At 72.3% G+C, this 17,132-nt stretch carries 11 protein-coding genes; 6 read left to right on the forward strand and 5 right to left on the reverse strand.

The window, feature by feature from the left end:
* Positions 1 to 3 precede the first annotated feature (3 nt).
* Together ASD33_RS00575 and ASD33_RS00580 are read right to left on the reverse strand one after the other, a co-directional pair.
* Positions 4 to 2,649 (reverse strand): BTAD domain-containing putative transcriptional regulator, encoded by a 2,646-nt coding sequence (locus tag ASD33_RS00575; RefSeq protein ID WP_056551558.1) that lies wholly within the window; start codon positions 2,647 to 2,649, stop codon positions 4 to 6.
* 198 nt (positions 2,650 to 2,847) lie between these two features.
* Positions 2,848 to 5,031, reverse strand: coding sequence for a DEAD/DEAH box helicase (locus tag ASD33_RS00580; RefSeq protein WP_079044469.1), 2,184 nt, complete (start codon positions 5,029 to 5,031; stop codon positions 2,848 to 2,850).
* Between the two features lie 926 nt (positions 5,032 to 5,957).
* Between ASD33_RS00580 and ASD33_RS00585 the strand changes: the two genes are divergently transcribed.
* From ASD33_RS00585 to ASD33_RS00600, 4 genes are all read left to right on the forward strand, one after another.
* Complete coding sequence (locus ASD33_RS00585) at positions 5,958 to 7,211, forward strand: helix-turn-helix transcriptional regulator (protein WP_056551565.1); 1,254 nt, start codon at positions 5,958 to 5,960, stop codon at positions 7,209 to 7,211.
* Positions 7,212 to 7,472: 261 nt separating this feature from the next.
* Complete coding sequence (locus ASD33_RS00590) at positions 7,473 to 8,267, forward strand: toll/interleukin-1 receptor domain-containing protein (RefSeq protein WP_056551567.1); 795 nt, start codon at positions 7,473 to 7,475, stop codon at positions 8,265 to 8,267.
* Complete coding sequence (locus tag ASD33_RS00595) at positions 8,264 to 10,261, forward strand: hypothetical protein (protein ID WP_056551569.1); 1,998 nt, start codon at positions 8,264 to 8,266, stop codon at positions 10,259 to 10,261. Before ASD33_RS00590 ends, ASD33_RS00595 begins: the two co-directional genes overlap by 4 nt.
* Entirely contained in the window at positions 10,258 to 11,445 is a 1,188-nt protein-coding gene (locus tag ASD33_RS00600) for a hypothetical protein (protein ID WP_056551571.1), read from the forward strand. The genes ASD33_RS00595 and ASD33_RS00600 overlap by 4 nt, the downstream gene beginning before the upstream one ends.
* A 146-nt stretch (positions 11,446 to 11,591) precedes the next feature.
* Here the strand turns inward: ASD33_RS00600 and ychF are convergent, their stop codons facing one another.
* Positions 11,592 to 12,680: a redox-regulated ATPase YchF gene (ychF, locus tag ASD33_RS00605; protein WP_056551572.1), complete on the reverse strand. Its 1,089-nt coding sequence runs from the start codon at positions 12,678 to 12,680 to the stop codon at positions 11,592 to 11,594.
* A gap of 161 nt (positions 12,681 to 12,841) precedes the next feature.
* Between ychF and ASD33_RS00610 the strand changes: the two genes are divergently transcribed.
* Positions 12,842 to 13,729: a DUF6542 domain-containing protein gene (locus tag ASD33_RS00610; protein ID WP_242426796.1), complete on the forward strand. Its 888-nt coding sequence runs from the start codon at positions 12,842 to 12,844 to the stop codon at positions 13,727 to 13,729.
* A 91-nt stretch (positions 13,730 to 13,820) separates the two neighbouring features.
* Here the strand turns inward: ASD33_RS00610 and ppgK are convergent, their stop codons facing one another.
* Entirely contained in the window at positions 13,821 to 14,564 is a 744-nt protein-coding gene (gene ppgK, locus ASD33_RS00615) for a polyphosphate--glucose phosphotransferase (RefSeq protein WP_056551574.1), read from the reverse strand.
* Between the two features lie 30 nt (positions 14,565 to 14,594).
* Positions 14,595 to 15,653 (reverse strand): 4-hydroxy-3-methylbut-2-enyl diphosphate reductase, encoded by a 1,059-nt coding sequence (locus ASD33_RS00620; protein ID WP_056551576.1) that lies wholly within the window; start codon positions 15,651 to 15,653, stop codon positions 14,595 to 14,597.
* A gap of 63 nt (positions 15,654 to 15,716) precedes the next feature.
* Here ASD33_RS00620 and ASD33_RS00625 point away from each other — a divergent pair, with 63 nt between their 5' ends.
* Positions 15,717 to 17,087 carry an APC family permease gene (locus tag ASD33_RS00625; protein ID WP_056551578.1) on the forward strand — a complete coding sequence of 457 codons (1,371 nt, stop codon included), beginning with the start codon at positions 15,717 to 15,719 and terminating at the stop codon, positions 17,085 to 17,087.
* Positions 17,088 to 17,132: the final 45 nt, after the last annotated feature.

The following is a 17,132-nucleotide window of genomic DNA, read 5'->3' on the forward strand; positions in this document are numbered from 1 at the left end:
CCGCTAACGATCCGCTGACAGCCGCGAAAGACGGGCCGCGGCCCGCGCGGAACCCTCCGGGAATCCGGCCGCGTCGGCCGCCACGATCGCGCGTTCCAGCTGGTCGGCGGCCTCGTCGAGGCGGCCGATGCCGGCCAGCGCCTCGCCCCGGACGATCTGCAGCTGCGCCCGCACGACCGCCGATTCCGGCGGGGCGAGTTCCCCCGCGCGAAGGGTGTGGGCGAGCGCCGACTCGTGGTCCCCCGCCTTCAGGCAGTGCCCCGCCAGGTGCTGGAGGGTCAGGACCTGCGTCGACGGATGCCCGGTGCGGTCGGCGAGCGAGACCGCGTGCACCATGAGCAGTCCGGCCCGGTCGTGCTCGCCGGTCGCGTCCAGGACGGCGGCGTAGTTGACGTACCCGATGGCCTCGCTGATCGTGTCGCCGACCCGGGCGGCCAGGCCGGGGGCCTTCTCCAGGTGGACGAGCGCCTCGGCGTCCCGGCCCTCCGCGTGCAGGATCCAGCCGAGCAGCGCCCGCACGCGGGACTGGGCGTCGAGGTCGCCCACCTGCTCGGCCGAGGCCAGCCCCGCTTCCAGGAGCGGCGTCCAGCCGTCCCCGATCCGCATGAGCATCAGCGGCCACGGCACCAGGGCGAGCCGCCAGGCGCGGTCGTGCAGGCCGAGGGCGGCGGCCGCGGCGACCGCGCCCTCCAGGGCGGCGCGCTCGGCGACGTACCAGTCGAGGGCCGTCGCACGGTCCTCGAACTCGCGCGTCCCGGCCGGCCTGCGGGCGTCGGCGGGCAGCGAGTAGCAGGGCTGGGAGCCCGGCTCGGCGGCGGCGTCCGCCGCGAGCCCCGTGTACAGGTAGTGGTCGAGGAGCCGGGGCAGGCCCTCGGGATCGGCCTGCGGGGCGAGATGGCGGGCGTAGAGCCGCACCAGGTCGTGCGGCGTCCAGCGGCCGGGCACCGACTCGGTGAGCAGGTGGGCGGCGGCGAGCCGGTCGAGGTCGGCGGAGGCCTGCGCGGGGGAGGTCCCGGCGAGCGCTCCGGCCGCGAACCGGTCCAGGTCGGAGCCGGTGTGCAGGCCGATGGCGCGGAACAGCCGGGCGGCGGACTCCGGGAGCTGCTGCACGGTGAGGCGCAGCGCGGCGGAGACGCCCCGGTCCTCGACGTCGAGGAGCATCAGCCGGCCCTGTTCGTCGGCGAGTTCGCCGACCATCTCGTCGAGGGTCCAGCGCGGGCGTTCGGCGAGCCGGGCGGCCGTCACGCGCAGGGCCAGCGGCAGCCCGTCGCAGAGTCCGGCGAGCTTGGCGGCGGCGGCGGGTTCGGCGGCGACCCGTGACACGCCGAGGACGGTGGTGAGCAGGGCGGCGGAATCGGCCGGGGGGAGGTGGCCGAGGGGCACGGGGCGGGCGGCGTCGGAGGCGATGAGGCCGCCGAGCCGGTCGCGGCTGGTGACCAGGGTGCTGCAGTGGTCGCCGCCGGGGAGCAGGGGCCTGACCTGCTCGGAGGAGCGCGCGTTGTCGAGGACGACGAGCAGGCGGCGGCTCGCGGTCAGGGACCGGAACAGCGCCCCGCGGGCCTCGACGGCCTCGGGGATCCGCTGCGGCACCACGCCGAGCGCGAGCAGGAACTCGCGCAGGACGGCGGCGGTCTCGGGCGCGGGGGTGTCGCTGAAGCCGCGCAGGTCGGCGAAGAGCCGCCCGTCGGGGAAGTCGGTGCGCCGCTCGTACGCCCAGTGCACGGCGAACGCCGTCTTTCCGACACCGGCGGGCCCGGTGACGAGACAGATGGGTCCGTCCCCGGCGCGTACGGCCCGGTCGAGCGCGGCCAGCTCGGTGCCGCGCCCGGTGAATCCGCGCGGCGCGCGGGGCAGCCCCTCGGGCTTCGGGGCCTCGGCGGGCACGGCGGGGCGGGGCGCGGTGACGGGCTCGGCGGACCGGAGCAGCGTCGCGTACGCCTCGCTGAGCGTCTCGCCGGGGTCGACGCCGAGCTCCTCGGCGAGCAGCCGGCGGGTGCGGTGGTACCAGTCGATGGCGTCGGACTGGCGGCCCGAGCGGCCGAGGGCGAGCATCAGCGCGGCGGCGAGGGACTCGCGCAGGGGGTGGGCGACGGCCTCGGTACGGAGCACGGCGGCGGCCCTCGCGTGCTCGCCGAGGGCGCCGTACGCCTCCGCCAGGGCCTCCACGGAGGCGAGCCGCAGCTCTTCGAGGCCACCGGCGGCGGCCACCAGCGGGCGGCTGTGCACGGTGCCGGTGAGCGCGGGCCCCTGCCAGTAGGACAGGGCCTCCCGCAGCATCCGTACCGTGTCGGCGGGCCGGCGCTGCACCCCGGCGAGCCCGACGAGCTCCTCGAAGCGGTGCGCGTCGACGAGCGACTCGGGCATCCGCAGCACGTACGCCGACCCCTGCGTGGCCAGCTCGACGCCGTACGCCTCCGCACCGTGCTCGGCGAGCAGGGCGCGCAGCCGGGAGACGTGTCCCTGGAGCACGGTCTTGGCGTGGGTGGGCGGTTCCTCCTCCCACAGGGCGTCGATCAGCTGCTGCACGTTGACGGCACTGTTGGGCCGCAGCAGAAGCATCACGAGGAGGCTGGACCGCTTGGCGGGCCCCAAGGCTACGTCCCCGTCCTCCGTCACCAGCGCAACGGAGCCGAGCAGCCGGAACTCCACCAGTACACCTCCGCGATATCCCTCTCCCCCATTTCCCCAGCAGTCGAGGATACGTGGAAGGGGAGCCTCAGGAACGCCGCGAGTCCGGGGGCGGTCGCGATGGGGTGGGGGAATGGCCGGGGGAGGGTGGTTTCGCGGCGTTGGTGGGGGCGGTGTTGGTGGCGGCCCGGCCTCGGGCCGATGTCCCCGCGGCCGCACTCACTTCTGCCCCGTAGCCCCCTCGCGGGCCACGTGCAGCCGTGCCTGTTCCTCCTCGACGATCTGGCGGGCCATCGCCATGTCCGAGACGTCGACCGCGTCCGGCGTCGACTCGGCGACCGCGCTGCGCCGTGCGTACGCGTCGAACAGCCGGGTCTTGTTCTTGAGCATGTCCACCATCCGCTCGTCGACGCCGCCGGTGGTGAGCAGCCGGTGCACCCGGACGGAACGCAGTTGCCCCATGCGGTGGGCCCGCGCGATGGCCTGGTGCTCGATGGTCGGTTTGATCTGGGGCTCACAGATGATCACGACGGAGGCGGCCTGCATGTTGAGCCCCACCCCGGCCGCCTCGATCTGCGCCACGAGCACGGCATGGCCGGGCGCGGCGGCGAACTCGTCCACCAGCTGCTGACGGCGTGCGGGCGGCACGCTGCCCGAGAGCGGACCGAACACGGGGCCGCCGGCGTCGCTCGGCGTACCGGCCAGGGCGCCCTTCACCGCTCCGAGGACGTCCCTGAAGTTGGAGAAGACGACGACCTTCAGGCCGTTCTCGGCGGCGTCCTCGACGATCTCGCGCAGCCGGTTCAGTTTGGCCGACTTCTCGGGGCGGGCGTACGCCGCCCGACGCATCGCCATGAAGTTGCCGGCGCGTACGGCCTCCAGGTAGGCGTCCTCGTCCGAGGCGCTCGGCTCCTCCCACTCGTCCGTGTGCTGGAGCGCGGGCAGCTCGGTCAGGACGTCCTGCTGGTTGCGGCGCAGATAGACCGGGGCGACGGCCTTCCGGAAGGCCGTGGAACCGGCCACGCCGACGGGCTCGCCGACGACGTCGGTCAGCTCGGGCCGGAGGATCCGCACCAGGCTGCGGAACTCGGCGACCCGGTTCTCCATGGGCGTGCCGGTCATGAAGAGCACGCGTTCGCAGTGCCCGGCCCATTCGGTCACGCTCTGGGAGCGGCGGGCCTTCGGGTTCTTCACGTAGTGTGCCTCGTCGACGATCAGCATCCCCAGCTCGCCGCTCCCGGGGGCGGGGAATCCGCGCAGGGCGTCGAAGGTGGTGACCCCCACGCCGCCCCTGTCCTTCCAGTCGGCGAAGGCTTCCTGCCGGTCGGGGCCGTGCAGAGGCACGGCGCGGAGTCTGCTGCGGGCCTCGATCTCGCGCGTCCAGTTGATGAGGACGCTGGCGGGGCAGACGACCATGAAGTGGCTCTGCCCCTCGGCGGCGAGATGCGCCAGGGCGGCGAGGGCCTGGATGGTCTTGCCGAGTCCCATCTCGTCACCGAGGATCACCTTGCGCTGCGCCAGGGCGAAGCGCGCCCCGAAGGCCTGATAGCCGCGCAGGGACACCCGCCGGTGGGTGTCGTCGAGCGTCTGGTCGCGGACCCGCTCGGCGACCTCGTCGGGCAGGAACCCCTCGGCGGCGGCGGTGTCGGGGCTGCGGCCGGAGATCTCCGCGAGGAGGCTGTAGTACTCGGCGGAACGCAGCTCGAAGTCGACCCAGGCGGCGACCTCGGTCGAGGGACCGCGCAGCAGGTCCACCGAGGCCTGCGCGAGCAGCTCCGGCGCCCCGCCCCGCGTCGCTTCCTCGACCAGCCGGCGTACCTCGGCGACGGCCTCCAGCGCACGGGTCCGCCCGGCCTTCCCCACCAGCAGCATCCGCAGCCGCCCGGCGGCCGGCTTGGCGTCGGCGAGCAGCGGCCCGAGCCGTTCGGACAGCGCCGAGGCGGTGTCGACGGCCCGCCGGGCGTCGGGGCCCGCTTCCACCAGCACGTGGAGGGCCGTGACGAGTGCGGTGGTACGCGGCTCCGGACGGTCCACGTCGATGTGGACGGCGACGGTCTCGCGCACGGCGTCGGCTATCTGCCGCGCCGCGGCGATGACCTGATCGGCGGTCCGCTGCCCCACCCCGGGAATCAGCCGCAGCCGGTAGGAACCGGCGTCGAGCACCTCCCGGACCGACCGCAGCCCGCTCCGCTCGACCTCCCCGAGCCTGAGCCGCCCCTCGGTGACCTCCTTCAACCGGGCCACCGGGATGGCGTCGAGCGCCTCTTCCGCCGCGGAGTCGCAGATCGGCGTCAGCGCCGCCCGAACCGCCTCGACGGCCCGCTCGTGATCCCCGACCACGGCCCGAGCCGCCTCGTACAGCCGCCCTCCCGAGGCAACCGCCTCCCGCTCGCTGCGCCCCATCCCGCCCCGGCCTCTCTCGCTGTGTCCCCCGCATACTCCCACCGCTGTCCCCCGGCACGGACAAGCCCGAAGACATGATCGAGGGGCGGCCTCTTGGAGACCGCCCCTGACCACACACCGCCCGCTGCACTCCGGCCGCCCGGTGTGGGTCCTGGCCGGGCACCGAAGGCTGCCGGAGTACTGAAGGGGCTGAGCGCACATGACGCACAGGTCCATGTTGCCGTCCGAGCCGTCGTTGGTGGCCTGGGCCCACCATCCGTCCAGGGAACCCGTCTCGGCGGCCTTGGCCGGCCGGACACGTCAGCCTGACGGACTCGTTCTCGGGCACCTGCGCAGGACCGCTCTGGAGCACCTGGTAACCCTGCGGCGGGACGGCGCAGACGACGTAGGCCGTGACGTTCATGTCGAACTGCTGGTACAGGTGATGGCCGCTCACCGTCCAGCCCGTCACCTGACCGTCCTCCATCACCGGGCGACTGCTGATCAGATCCAGGTCGTGGCCGCTCGGGGTGTTGCCGAAGCCCACGGAACGCGACCAGGCGAGAACGCCGCCCGGCCCCGCACAGAGCTCGAACGGCGCCCGATTCCGCCCTCGAACCCACTCCACCCACGAGATCCTTCGGCCAGCTGACCGCCCCCGCTCGTGACTCTGTCACTCGCGATCACATTGCCCCGATCGCGGTCGATCCCGGCCATTCCAAGGAACGGGCAGCGAACAACGGAGAACGAAAGAGGCAACGGGCAACACCGACGAACCCCGACTCTCCAGGCGCACGCCGTGCCAGACTCCTTCTCGGATGCGAAGCGAAACCACGCCGTCACAGCGGGTGTTCACGGTCAGGTCTCATGGCGACCGGTGATCGCCGGATGACGGCTCCCGGGAGGGCGGACGGCTCTCGCGGTCACTGTTCAAGGGGAGGTTGATGATGAGCACGACATTACGTTTTGGTCCGGAACTTCGCCGTTTACGGGTGGAAGCAGGGCTGACTCTGACCGAGTTCTCCGTGGCGCTCAACTACGACAAGGGGCATGTCAGCAAGGTCGAGCGCGGGGAGCGTTCCGCGTCCCCCGAGCTGGCCCGACGATGCGACGCCTTCCTCGGCGCGGGCGGCGATCTGCAGCGCCTGGTCATCCGTCCCGAGACGGACTCGCACCCGGACAGCGCCGGTTCCTCCGCAGCTCCGAACCGCTGGCTCGTCGCGCGCCGGACGGTCCTCTCGGCGGGTACGGGAGCACTGATCGACCTCGGCCTGAAACTCGGCGGCCAGGCGCTGACCTCCGCCGACGACCCCCTCCTGCCCTCCTTCCGCATGCAGTTCGACCACCTGCGGCAGCTCGGACAGTCCACCGCGCCCAAGCTCCTGCTGCCCCTGCTGGAAACGCAGACCCACATGATCGCCGGGCTGGCCGCCGACGCCCGGTCGGGTTCACGGGCACCCGCACTCCTGCTCGCCTCACGGTTCGCGGAGTTCACCGGCTGGATGGCCCAGGAGGCCGGGGACAGCGACGCGGCACTCAGCTGGACCGGCGAGGCCGCCGAACTGGCGCGCGCCGGCGGTGACCCGCACCTCGGTTCCTACGCACTGGTGCGACGCGCCCTGGTCACGATGTACGGCGGGGACGCCGCCGGCACCATCGCACTGGCCCGCCGCGCCCAGAGCAGCGAACTCCCACCGCGCATCCGGGGACTCGCGGCCCAACGGGAGGCCCAGGGGCACGCGCTCGTCGGCAACGAACTCGACTGCCTCCGCAGCCTCGACAGGGCGCGCGAACTGCTCGCCGGCGACGACGCCCGCAACGGCGCCGGGCCCGTGATCGGCACCTCCCATGTGAGCGACCCGGCGGCGATGTCGACCGGCTGGTGCCTGCACGACCTCGGCCGCCCCAAGGCCGCCGCCGAGGTGCTCGACCGGGAGTGCCGCCGCCTCCCGCCGCACGCACTGCGTACCCGCACCCGGTACGGCTTCCGCAGGTCCCTGGCCCACGCCGCCTCCGGAGAGGTCGAGCACGCGTGCACGATCGCCGCGGAGCTGCTCGGCGTCATGCCGGCCGTTCCGTCGGCGACGGTGAACAGTGACGTCCGGCGTCTCTCACGGGAACTCTCCCGGTTCCGGAGCAGCCGCGCCGTACGTGATCTGCAGCCCGCGCTGGCACGCGTACTCGCCCCCGCGCAGGACTGACAGCCGCTCCGACGACCGACACCGGCTGGAGCCGCCCGGCTCGCCGGCCCCCTGTCGCGGTCCTGGTCCTTCCGGACCCGCGGACCTTCTGATCCCCGCCCGCCGCATCACGCCGAGTGGCCCTCGCTTCCTTCGGGCTGCCCGCGTCCGGTGATCCACCGGGCGGCGCGCCTTCCTCCGTACGCCTCCGCTGACTGCGCCGTGCCGTCACGGGGCTGCGCCCTTCTCTGTCCCCCGTTCCTCTCACGAAGGGAATCGGCCATGTCCGATGTCTTCATCAACTACCGCACAGGCGACGAGGAATCCGCCGCGACCCTGATCGCCCGGGAGCTCCTCCGGCGGTTCGGCCGCGAGCACATCTTCTTCGCCAGCAATTCGATCGAGCTGGGACGCCGCTACCCGGCCGCACTGGACGGGGCGGCGGAGAAGTGCGACGCGCTCATCGCGGTGATCGGCCCGCGCTGGGCGGAGGTCCTGGGGCCCGACGGCCGCCCTGCCCTCGAAGCCGAGCAGGACTGGACCCGCCGCGAGATCCGGACCGCGCTCGACCGCGGAGTCCTGGTCATCCCCGTGCTCGTCGGGAAGGCCACCAGGATCGACCGCGTCCTCCTCCCGGAGGACCTGCGAGAGCTGGCGGACTGCCAGTACAAGCGCTTCGACCACCGCAACAGCGACGCGGACCTGGCGGTGCTCGGCGACGCCCTGTCCCGGCAACTGCCCGAGCTGAGCATGGTGGACCGCGACGCCCCCGCGGCGAAGGAAAGGGCGGAGAAGAAGAAGGCCCGCAAGGGGTCGGCCAAGGACGCGGGGCACACCAGGATGCGGACGCGCGACGTCGAGCAACGCGTGCGCGGCGGCATCGGAAACCTCAACGGCGACCTCGGCACGTTCGTCAACGAGCCGCAGGGGCCCGTGAACACCGGTCCGGGGCCCCAGTACAACGCCCCCCACTTCGAGGGCGACAACACCGGCGTCCAGTTCACCGCGGGCGACAACAGCAGCACGGTCCACCAGCGTTTCGAACGCGAGCGCCGGCCCTCGGACGACCGACGATGACCGCACCGCATCACGTCACCGTCAATGATGCGCACGGCCCGGTGAACAACGGAACGGGCCCCCAGTACGTCTTCTACGGCGCCCGCACCGTCCGGGGGAGCCGCAGAAACGCGGAATCCCTGCGGATCGTCCGCGAGGACCGGTTGTATCTGGCCGACCGGTTCGCTCCGCCCGGGAACTACCGTGTCGCCGCTGCCCGCCTGGAGAAACCCGGTTCGGTGGTGCTGCTCGACGCCCAGCCCGGCACCGGCCGTCGCGCCGCGGCGATCATGCTGCTGCACCAGCTCGGCGAAGAGGACGAAACCGATGAGGAAGACGTCCGGTTCGAGGAGATTCCTGCCCGGGACGAGTCCAAGAACGAGGACGGGGAACCTACCGCCCCCGGGGCGGGTGACCGCTTCCTCCTCGACCTCTCCCGGATCGTCGACGAGGAAGCGTACGCCGAGGCCCAGCGCCGTCTGGCCGGTCTCCGATCGCAGGTCCAGGAGGCCGGGGCCCACTTGGTCGTCGTCCTGCCGTCGGACATGGCACACGCCCATCCTCCGGAGCTCGCACCACACACAGTGACGCTCGAACGCCCACGGGGCATCGCCGTCATCACCCGACATCTCCGGATGCACCGCACGCCCTTCGACTCCGAGGACCTGAAACGCCCCGACCTCCAGCCCCTGTACGACCGCTACCCCATGCGGGAACTGGCCCGGCTGGCGGGCCTGGTGGAGACCGCTCACCAAAGCGGGCGGTACGGCGCCGACTTCGCGAGCTGGCTCAGCCAGGCCCTGCACGCGGTGACGGACCGCGCCGCCGAAGTGGGCAGGCAGGTGAACGCGGCCCGTAACGCACCCCAGCGGGCCCTGCTGCTCGCGGCGGCGGTCTTCGAGGAAGCCCACGCCGACACCGTCCACGAGGCATGGCGCGGACTGCTGAGGACGGTGGGGCACGAGGAAGAGGAGACCACCGAACTCGAACGAATCGACTTCGGGCAGCGATTGACGGCCCTCGGGATCGAGCGGGACCCCGACGGACGGCTCCGCTTCAAGCGACTGGCCTACGCCGAAGCGGCACGGACGTACTTCTGGGCGAACTTCCCCGGCCTGCGCGACGCGCTCGCGGAGTGGATCGGCATGGCCTCCGGGCTCCCCGGTCTGGCCACCGACGACCGGGTGACCATCGCCGTCCGCTTCGGCGAGCGAGCGCTGGCCACCGGTCGACCCGACCAGCTCTTCGGCCTCGCGGTCCGGTGGGCGAACGGCGCGACCGGGGCGACCGCCGACGCGCGAGCCGTAGCGATCCTCGAACTCGGTCTCAGGCACGAGGAGTTCGGGTCCTGGTTCCGCAGGAGGATGTACGACTGCCTGAGCTCCACGTCCTTGGAGGACGGTTTCGTCCGCGTCCTGACCGCCGCCTGCGTCCGTGGTCTCGCCTCGACCCACCCCGACCAAGCCGTGGTGCGGCTGCGGCACCTCGCCGTACGGGACGGGGAGGCGGCGCGCGCGGCCGGGGAGGAACTCTTCGGGCTCGTCGGCGCCGACCGCCGGCTGTACCGGTTGCTGATCGACCGTCTACGGGACCCTGTGCGCCGCGACTCCAGCGCGGCCGGGACCTCGCTTCAACTCCTCACCGAGCTGTTGAAGAGCGATCGGGTACCGGACCCGCCACGGTGGCCGGACCTATTCCTCGGCTGGGAGACGGTGTTCTCCCAGCCACCGACGAAGCTCTGGGACCCCCTGGTGAGGAGCTGGCTCGACACCGTGGCGGGCGACCGCACGCGGGACATGGCGCTGGACGTGATGGTCGGGGCGACGCACGGCCGCACGATCGCCCTCCACCGTCTCTATGCCATCGCCTGTGACTGGGCGGGCGCGGCACGCGACCCGGCACGAACGGCCGTCGCCGCCCGCTTGTGGCAGCACATCGACCAGGCCCAGTACGCCCGCACCGACCGTACGCGGCGTGCGGGCCACGGACCACGGACCACGGAAGAGGCATCATGAGACTCCGCTTTCCCGGTGTGCTGTTCGTCGCGCTCTGCGGCCTCGCACCGGCTGTGCTCGGCAACCTCCTGAGCTGGTCGGCGTGGCTGTGGGGCTTCATGTCCATGGGCGCGGCCTCGGGTTCGCTGCTGCTCGTCCTGGCCTTCCACGGCAGTGGCAACCCGCAGGCCGACCCGTACGGGAACGGGGAACCCGAGCCTCCCGAAGCACCTCCGGAGGAGCCGTACCAGGAGACACGGGTGATCGACGCGCCGCTGCCGAGCGCCGTGGACGGCTACGACTTCCTCTTCTCCGCCACCATCTGGTGGCGGTCGGCCCCCGACGACAGCGGCCGTTCCGACGGCGCGTCCCCGGCTCTCGCCGTGTCCGCGGTGGTCAGCCGGGCCCTGGAGGTCGTCCGTCATGAGCAGCCGGGGCGGGCCAGCTTCGCGCGGTACCTCCTGGAGGGAGAGCTGAGTGTCCCGCTCCCCGACCGGAGCGGGCGGGTGACGGCCCTGGCGGCCGACGCGACGTTGACCCTCGCTTCCGCCGACCGCGAGCGCCTGCGGAAGCTGAGCGACCTGCGGAAGGACGAGGAGATCTGGGAGTACGAACGCGAGCACGAGCGCAACAAGCGGCGCTACCTCGGTGACGACGTGCTCCAGAGCGCGGGCAGCGCGGTGGTCTGGTGGCTGGCGCGGCACGAGGACGAGATCGAGAAGGCGGTCGACATGATCGGACCGCTCGCCCAGATCGCCGCGGCCGCCAACGACGAGGAGGTGCCCGAACTCTTCCGTCACCTGCTCGTCCCGCCCGCTGCCGCACGGAGCGAAGCGACCGGCGGCAGCCCGCTCTGGGGCGACCCCGGCCCGGGAGCAGGGCCGTTCGACCGCGAGGCGGAGCTCGGTGCGGCCGATCGGCTGGTTCTCCTGCTGGCGGCGGTGGGCGTGAAGCCGGACATGGACGAGTACACGGTGCTCGTGAACCGTGTCGTCATGAGCTTGGAGATGGCCGAGCTGTACGAGGCCGCCGACGAGATCAGACGGGACCTCCTCCCGACACCGGACCGGGCCGACGCCCCTGATACCGACACGGGCGAAGGGGACACGACGTCCAGGTACTTCTGGGACGACTCCCACCAGCCGCAGCGCCCCACAGCGCCTCGTACACAGGACGACGAGGAGGAGGACGAGAACGAAAGCTGATCCGGCAGACAAGTACGCCCACGGGACCCGGCTCAGAAGAACCGGACGCCGTGAGCACGCGAGACGTCGGCCGCAGACTGCGGGGCGAACGGCAAAGGCCGCCCGCCCCGCACCTCCACGAGTCGGACGGCCTTCGGCCGAACCCGTCAGACGTTGAAGCGGAACTCCACCACGTCGCCGTCCTGCATGACGTACTCCTTGCCCTCCATGCGGGCCTTGCCGGCGGCGCGGGCTTCGGCTACCGAGCCTGTGGCCACCAGGTCCGCGAAGGAGATGACCTCCGCCTTGATGAAGCCCTTCTGGAAGTCGGTGTGGATCACACCGGCCGCCTCCGGGGCCGTCGCGCCCTGCTTGATCGTCCAGGCGCGGGATTCCTTCGGGCCGGCCGTCAGGTAGGTCTGGAGGCCGAGGGTCGCGAAGCCGACGCGGGCGAGGGTCGCCAGGCCCGGCTCCTCGGCGCCGACCGACTGGAGGAGCTCCATGGCGTCCTCCTCGTCCAGCTCCGCGAGGTCCTGCTCCAGCTTCGCGTTGAGGAAGATCGCCTCCGCCGGGGCGACCAGCGCGCTCTGCTCCGCCTTGAACGCGTCGTCCGTCAGCTCGTCCTCGTCCACGTTGAACACGTAGAGGAACGGCTTCGTGGTCAGCAGGTGCAGGTCGTGGAGCAGCTCCGCCTTCTCCGAGCCCTGCACGATGCCCTGCGAGAAGAGCGTGTCGCCCTTCTCCAGGATCGCCTGGGCCGCCTCGACCGCGGCGACCTTCGGCGCCGTGTCCTTCTTGATCCGCATCTCCTTCTGGAGGCGCGGCAGGACCTTCTCGATCGTCTGGAGGTCCGCGAGGATCAGCTCCGTGTTGATCGTCTCGATGTCGTCCTTCGGCGAGACCTTGCCGTCGACGTGCACGACGTTCTCGTCCTTGAAGGCGCGGATGACCTGGCAGATCGCGTCCGACTCGCGGATGTTCGCGAGGAACTTGTTGCCGAGGCCCTCGCCCTCGCTCGCACCGCGCACGATGCCCGCGATGTCGACGAAGTCGACCGTCGCCGGGAGGATGCGCTGCGAGCCGAAGATCTCCGCGAGCTTCGTCAGGCGGGCGTCCGGGACGCCGACGACGCCGACGTTCGGCTCGATCGTGGCGAACGGGTAGTTGGCCGCCAGCACGTCGTTCTTGGTCAGGGCGTTGAACAGGGTCGACTTGCCGACATTCGGCAGACCGACGATTCCGATCGTGAGCGACACGGTGGCGACTTCCTGAAGTGTGGACGGGGGGCCGATCCCCCAGTTTACGGGCGGCCCGAACCGGCCAGTGACGCCGACCTTCGGTCGTTCTCGGGGGCAAGGTCACCCAAAGGGCGTGTCCCGGACCCTGTTCCCGCCCCCTCCCGACCTACGTTGGTGGGGTGGAGCAGCACAGGACAAGTCAGCCGCAAGGCCGCCGACGGCCGCAAACCCCCGTGACGCCGCCCGTGGCACCGCCCGGCGCGCTCGTGGAGGGTGCGGCCGTGTACCGGGTGACCGGCCGGACCCGGCGCGGCCCCGGCGGCGCCCGCGTCGAGCGCGCCGGCGCCCCGGGGTCCGTCGGCAAGCCCGGCTCCCGTACGCCCGGCGCCCGGCCCGTGCCGCCCGTCGTCCTCGCCCTCCGGCGGCTTCCCTCGCCCCGTCTCACCGGGCTCGGCGCCGGGCTCTTCGCCTCCGCCGTCATGCTCGTCCTCGGCCTGCTCGACCTGCTGCTCTTCGACGGCTCCCCCGTCGTCTACGGGCTCCTCTTCCTGCCCGTCAGCGCCCTCACCGCGCTCTGGGTCCGTACCGCCGACCTCGTCACCGCCCCCATCGGCGTCCCCATCGCCTTCGCCGTCGGCGTCGTCCCCATCGCCGGCGGCACCGGCGGCTTCGGCGGCCAGGCCATGGCCGTCGTCACCGCCCTCGCCGTACACGCCGGCTGGCTGTACGGCGGCACCCTCGTCGCCGGCGTCATCGCGAGCGTACGGAAGGTCCGGGAGATGGGACGGCGCCAGCAGCCCCCCACCCGGCTCGCCTCCGGAGCCGGTGGGGCGGGTGGGACCGGTGGGGCCCGCGTGGCCGGCGGGGTGATCGGGGCGGCAGCCGGTGGCGCCGTAGCCGGTGGTACGGGGAGTGGCATGGGGAGTGGCGCGGGGAGTGGCGCGGCCGGTGGCTCCTCAGGGGCCGCCGGTGGCGCCTCCTCGGCTCCCTCCGGCGCCGGTAAGGGCGATCCGGCCGCAGGTGCCGCCCGGGGCGGCCGACCCCCTCGCCGTCGCCCCGTCGCCTGACCCGGGGGCCGGGAACCCGGAGAGCCGGAGGCCCGGGGGCCCGGGGGCCCGGAGACGGTACCCGTCACCCCGTCGCCCCAGCCGCTCCCCCTCACCCCGTCCCCGCCGCCATCCCCGCCCCCACGATCCCCGCGTTGTTCTGCAGTTCCGCCGGTACGATCTCCGCCCTGATGCCCTCGATCAGCGGCAGGAACTTGTCCGCCTTCCGGCTCACCCCGCCGCCGATGATGAACAGCTCCGGCGAGAAGAGCATCTCCACGTGCGCCAGGTACTTGCGCAGGCGGCGCGTCGCCCAGTGTTCCCAGCTGAGGTCCTCGTCCTCCTTGGCCTTCGTCGACGCCCTGGTCTCGGCGTCGTGGCCCTTGAGTTCGAGGTGGCCCAGCTCCGTGTTCGGGACCAGGCGGCCGTCGACGAAGAGGGCCGAGCCGATGCCCGTGCCCAGGGTCAGCAGGATCACGGTGCCCTTGCGGCCCCGGCCCGCGCCGAAGGTCATCTCGGCGATGCCGGCCGCGTCCGCGTCGTTCAGGACGGTCACCGGGAGGCCGCCGAGGCGCTCGCTCAGGAGGGTGCCCGCGTCGACGCCGATCCATGACTTGTCGACGTTCGCGGCCGTACGGATCGTGGAGCCCGTGACGACGCCCGGGAAGGTCACCCCCACCGGTCCGGTCCAGCCGAAGTGCTCCACGACCTCCACGACGCAGCCCGCCACACCGTCGGGTGTGGCGGGCTGCGGGGTCAGTACCTTGTGGCGCTCCTCGGTGAGCGCGCCGCGCTCCAGGTCCACGGGGGCGCCCTTGATGCCCGAGCCGCCGATGTCCACTCCGAAGACGTTCATGGACCCCACGGTAAGGGCTCCGGCGTGGAGTTACTCCTTGACGGGCCCGGCCTCGGCCGCGTCACCGGGGGCACCCGCGCCGAGCTTCGCCGCCTCGGCGCGCAGGTCCTTGTTGCGGAGTTCCTTGGGCAGCGAGAAGGTGAGGGACTCGTCGGCCGTCTTGACGATCTCCACGTCCGCGTAACCGCGCTCGGAGAGCCATTCCAGGACCTCCTGCACCAGGACGTCCGGGACCGAGGCGCCGGAGGAGAGGCCGACGCTGGTGACGCCCTCCAGCCACGCCTCGTCGATCTCGCTCGCGAAGTCGACCAGGTACGCGGCGGGGACGCCGGACTGCTTGGCGACCTCGACCATGCGGATCGAGTTCGAGGAGTTCTTCGAGCCGACGACGATCACCAGCTCGGCCTGGCCGGCCAGCTCCTTGATCGCGATCTGGCGGTTCTGCGTGGCGTAGCAGATGTCGTCGGACGGCGGGGAGATCAGCTGCGGGAACTTCTCCTTCAGCGCGTCGACCGTCTCCATCGTCTCGTCGACCGAGAGCGTGGTCTGCGAGAGCCAGACCACCCGGGAGGGGTCGCGGACCTCGATCTTGGCCACGTCGTCCGGGCCGTCGACCAGCTGGATGTGGTCGGGGGCCTCGCCGGAGGTGCCGATGACCTCCTCGTGGCCCTCGTGGCCGATGAGGAGGATGTCGAAGTCGTCGTTGGCGAACCGGACGGCTTCCTTGTGGACCTTGGTGACCAGCGGGCAGGTGGCGTCGATGGTCGCGAGCCGGCCCTGCCGGGCCTCCTCGTGGACGGTGGGGGCGACGCCGTGCGCGGAGAACATCACGATGTTGCCCGGCGGCACCTCGGTCGCCTGGTCGACGAAGATCGCGCCCTTCCGCTCCAGCGTCTGGACGACGTACTTGTTGTGGACGATCTCGTGGCGTACGTAGATCGGCGCACCGTACTGCTCCAGGGCCTTCTCCACGGCGATCACGGCACGGTCCACGCCCGCGCAGTAGCCACGGGGAGCGGCGAGCAGGACACGCTTCGGGCGGTTCGTCGCGGGGGCGGTCGCGGGCGTCGACGCGGGCGTTGCAGTCATGCGTCCCATCGTAAGGCCGCGTCGGTGAGCGGTTTGATCGGTGCCGTGGCCGAAACTGTGCCCATGGCCGAGGAATCGCAGGTGACGGCGCGCGGGGAAGACGCCGAACATACCGGGCTTCGACGGAACCTCGGGTTCCGTGACCTGGTCGTCTACGGACTGCTCTTCATCGCCCCGATGGCACCCGTCGGCGTCTTCGGCACGCTCGACGCCAAGTCCGGCGGCGCGGTCGCGCTGGTGTACCTCGTGGCCACCGTCGCGATGGCGTTCACGGCGTTCAGCTACGCGCAGATGGTCCGGGTCGCACCGCAGGCCGGCTCCGTCTTCACGTACGCGCGCAAGGGCCTCGGAGAAGGGCCGGGATTCATCGCCGGATGGATGGCGATGCTCGACTACCTGCTCATCCCGGCCGTCGCGTACCTCTTCGCGGGCATCGCCATGGAGGCGCTCGTCCCGGAGGTCGACCGGTGGGTGTGGACGGGGATCGCCGTCGTCGTCACCACGCTCCTCAACCTGTGGGGCGTACGGGCCGCCGCCCGCGTCGGCTTCGCGGTGCTCGCGATGGAGATCGTCGTCCTGCTGGTCTTCGTCGTCTCGGCCGCGGTGGTGCTCGTACGGGACGGGGCGCAGCGCGACTGGTGGTCGCCGCTCGGCGGGGACGCGACCTTCTCGCTCGCGGCGGTCCTCGGCGCCGTGTCGGTGGCCGTGCTCTCCTACCTGGGCTTCGACGCCATCGCCTCCTTCGCCGAGGAGGTCACGGGCGGCTCGGCGAAGGTGGCGCGGGCGGTGCTGTTCTGTCTGGCCCTCGCCGGTGTCCTGTTCATCGCCCAGTCCTGGCTGGTCGCCCTCCTCGAACCGGTCTCCTCCGCCGAGCTCGCGGCCGACCCCGGCAAGCAGGGATCGGCCTTCTACGACGCCGTCGACCTCTCCGTAGGCGGCTGGCTCCACGACCTCGTGGCCGTCTCCAAGGCGATCGGCGCCGCCTTCGCCGCGCTCGCCGGGCAGGCGGCCGGCGGGCGGCTGCTGTTCGCGATGGGCCGCGACCGGCGGCTTCCGCACGTGCTCGCCCGCACGGACGGGGGCGTGCCGCGGGTGGCGCTCCTCGTGTCGGCGACGGTCACGATGATCGCGGCGGTGTGGGCGGCCCGGCGGGACGACGGCCTCGACCACCTGGTGTCGGTGGTCGACGTCGGCGCGCTGACCGCCTTCGTCCTGCTGCACGCGAGCGTGGTGGGCTGGTTCGCGGTCCGGCGGGCGGAGGGCCCGCCGAACGCGCTCAAGCACATCGTCCTGCCGGTGATCGGTGCGGCGATCCTCGTCGCGGTGATCGTGGAGGCCTCGGCGGCGGCGCAGGTGGTGGGCGTGGTGTGGCTGGGGGTCGGGCTGGTGGTCCTGGCGGTGCAGGGCGCGACACGGACGACCGGGCGGGACTGAGGGCGCGGGGACGGGGGACGGGGGAGGCGCCCCGTACGTGCGGCC

This window comes from Streptomyces sp. Root1304, assembly GCF_001426405.1.
GTDB lineage: Bacteria > Actinomycetota > Actinomycetes > Streptomycetales > Streptomycetaceae > Streptomyces.

Bases quoted from the DNA above. Each gene is read 5' to 3' on its own strand.
- ppgK (WP_056551574.1), bottom strand. From the start codon at position 14,564: ATGAACGTCTTCGGAGTGGACATCGGCGGCTCGGGCATCAAGGGCGCC.
- ASD33_RS00590 (WP_056551567.1), top strand. From the start codon at position 7,473: ATGTCCGATGTCTTCATCAACTACCGCACAGGCGACGAGGAATCCGCC.
- ASD33_RS00620 (WP_056551576.1), bottom strand. From the start codon at position 15,653: ATGACTGCAACGCCCGCGTCGACGCCCGCGACCGCCCCCGCGACGAAC.
- ASD33_RS00625 (WP_056551578.1), top strand. From the start codon at position 15,717: ATGGCCGAGGAATCGCAGGTGACGGCGCGCGGGGAAGACGCCGAACAT.
- ASD33_RS00595 (WP_056551569.1), top strand. From the start codon at position 8,264: ATGACCGCACCGCATCACGTCACCGTCAATGATGCGCACGGCCCGGTG.
- ASD33_RS00580 (WP_079044469.1), bottom strand. From the start codon at position 5,031: ATGGGGCGCAGCGAGCGGGAGGCGGTTGCCTCGGGAGGGCGGCTGTAC.
- ASD33_RS00600 (WP_056551571.1), top strand. From the start codon at position 10,258: ATGAGACTCCGCTTTCCCGGTGTGCTGTTCGTCGCGCTCTGCGGCCTC.
- ASD33_RS00585 (WP_056551565.1), top strand. From the start codon at position 5,958: ATGAGCACGACATTACGTTTTGGTCCGGAACTTCGCCGTTTACGGGTG.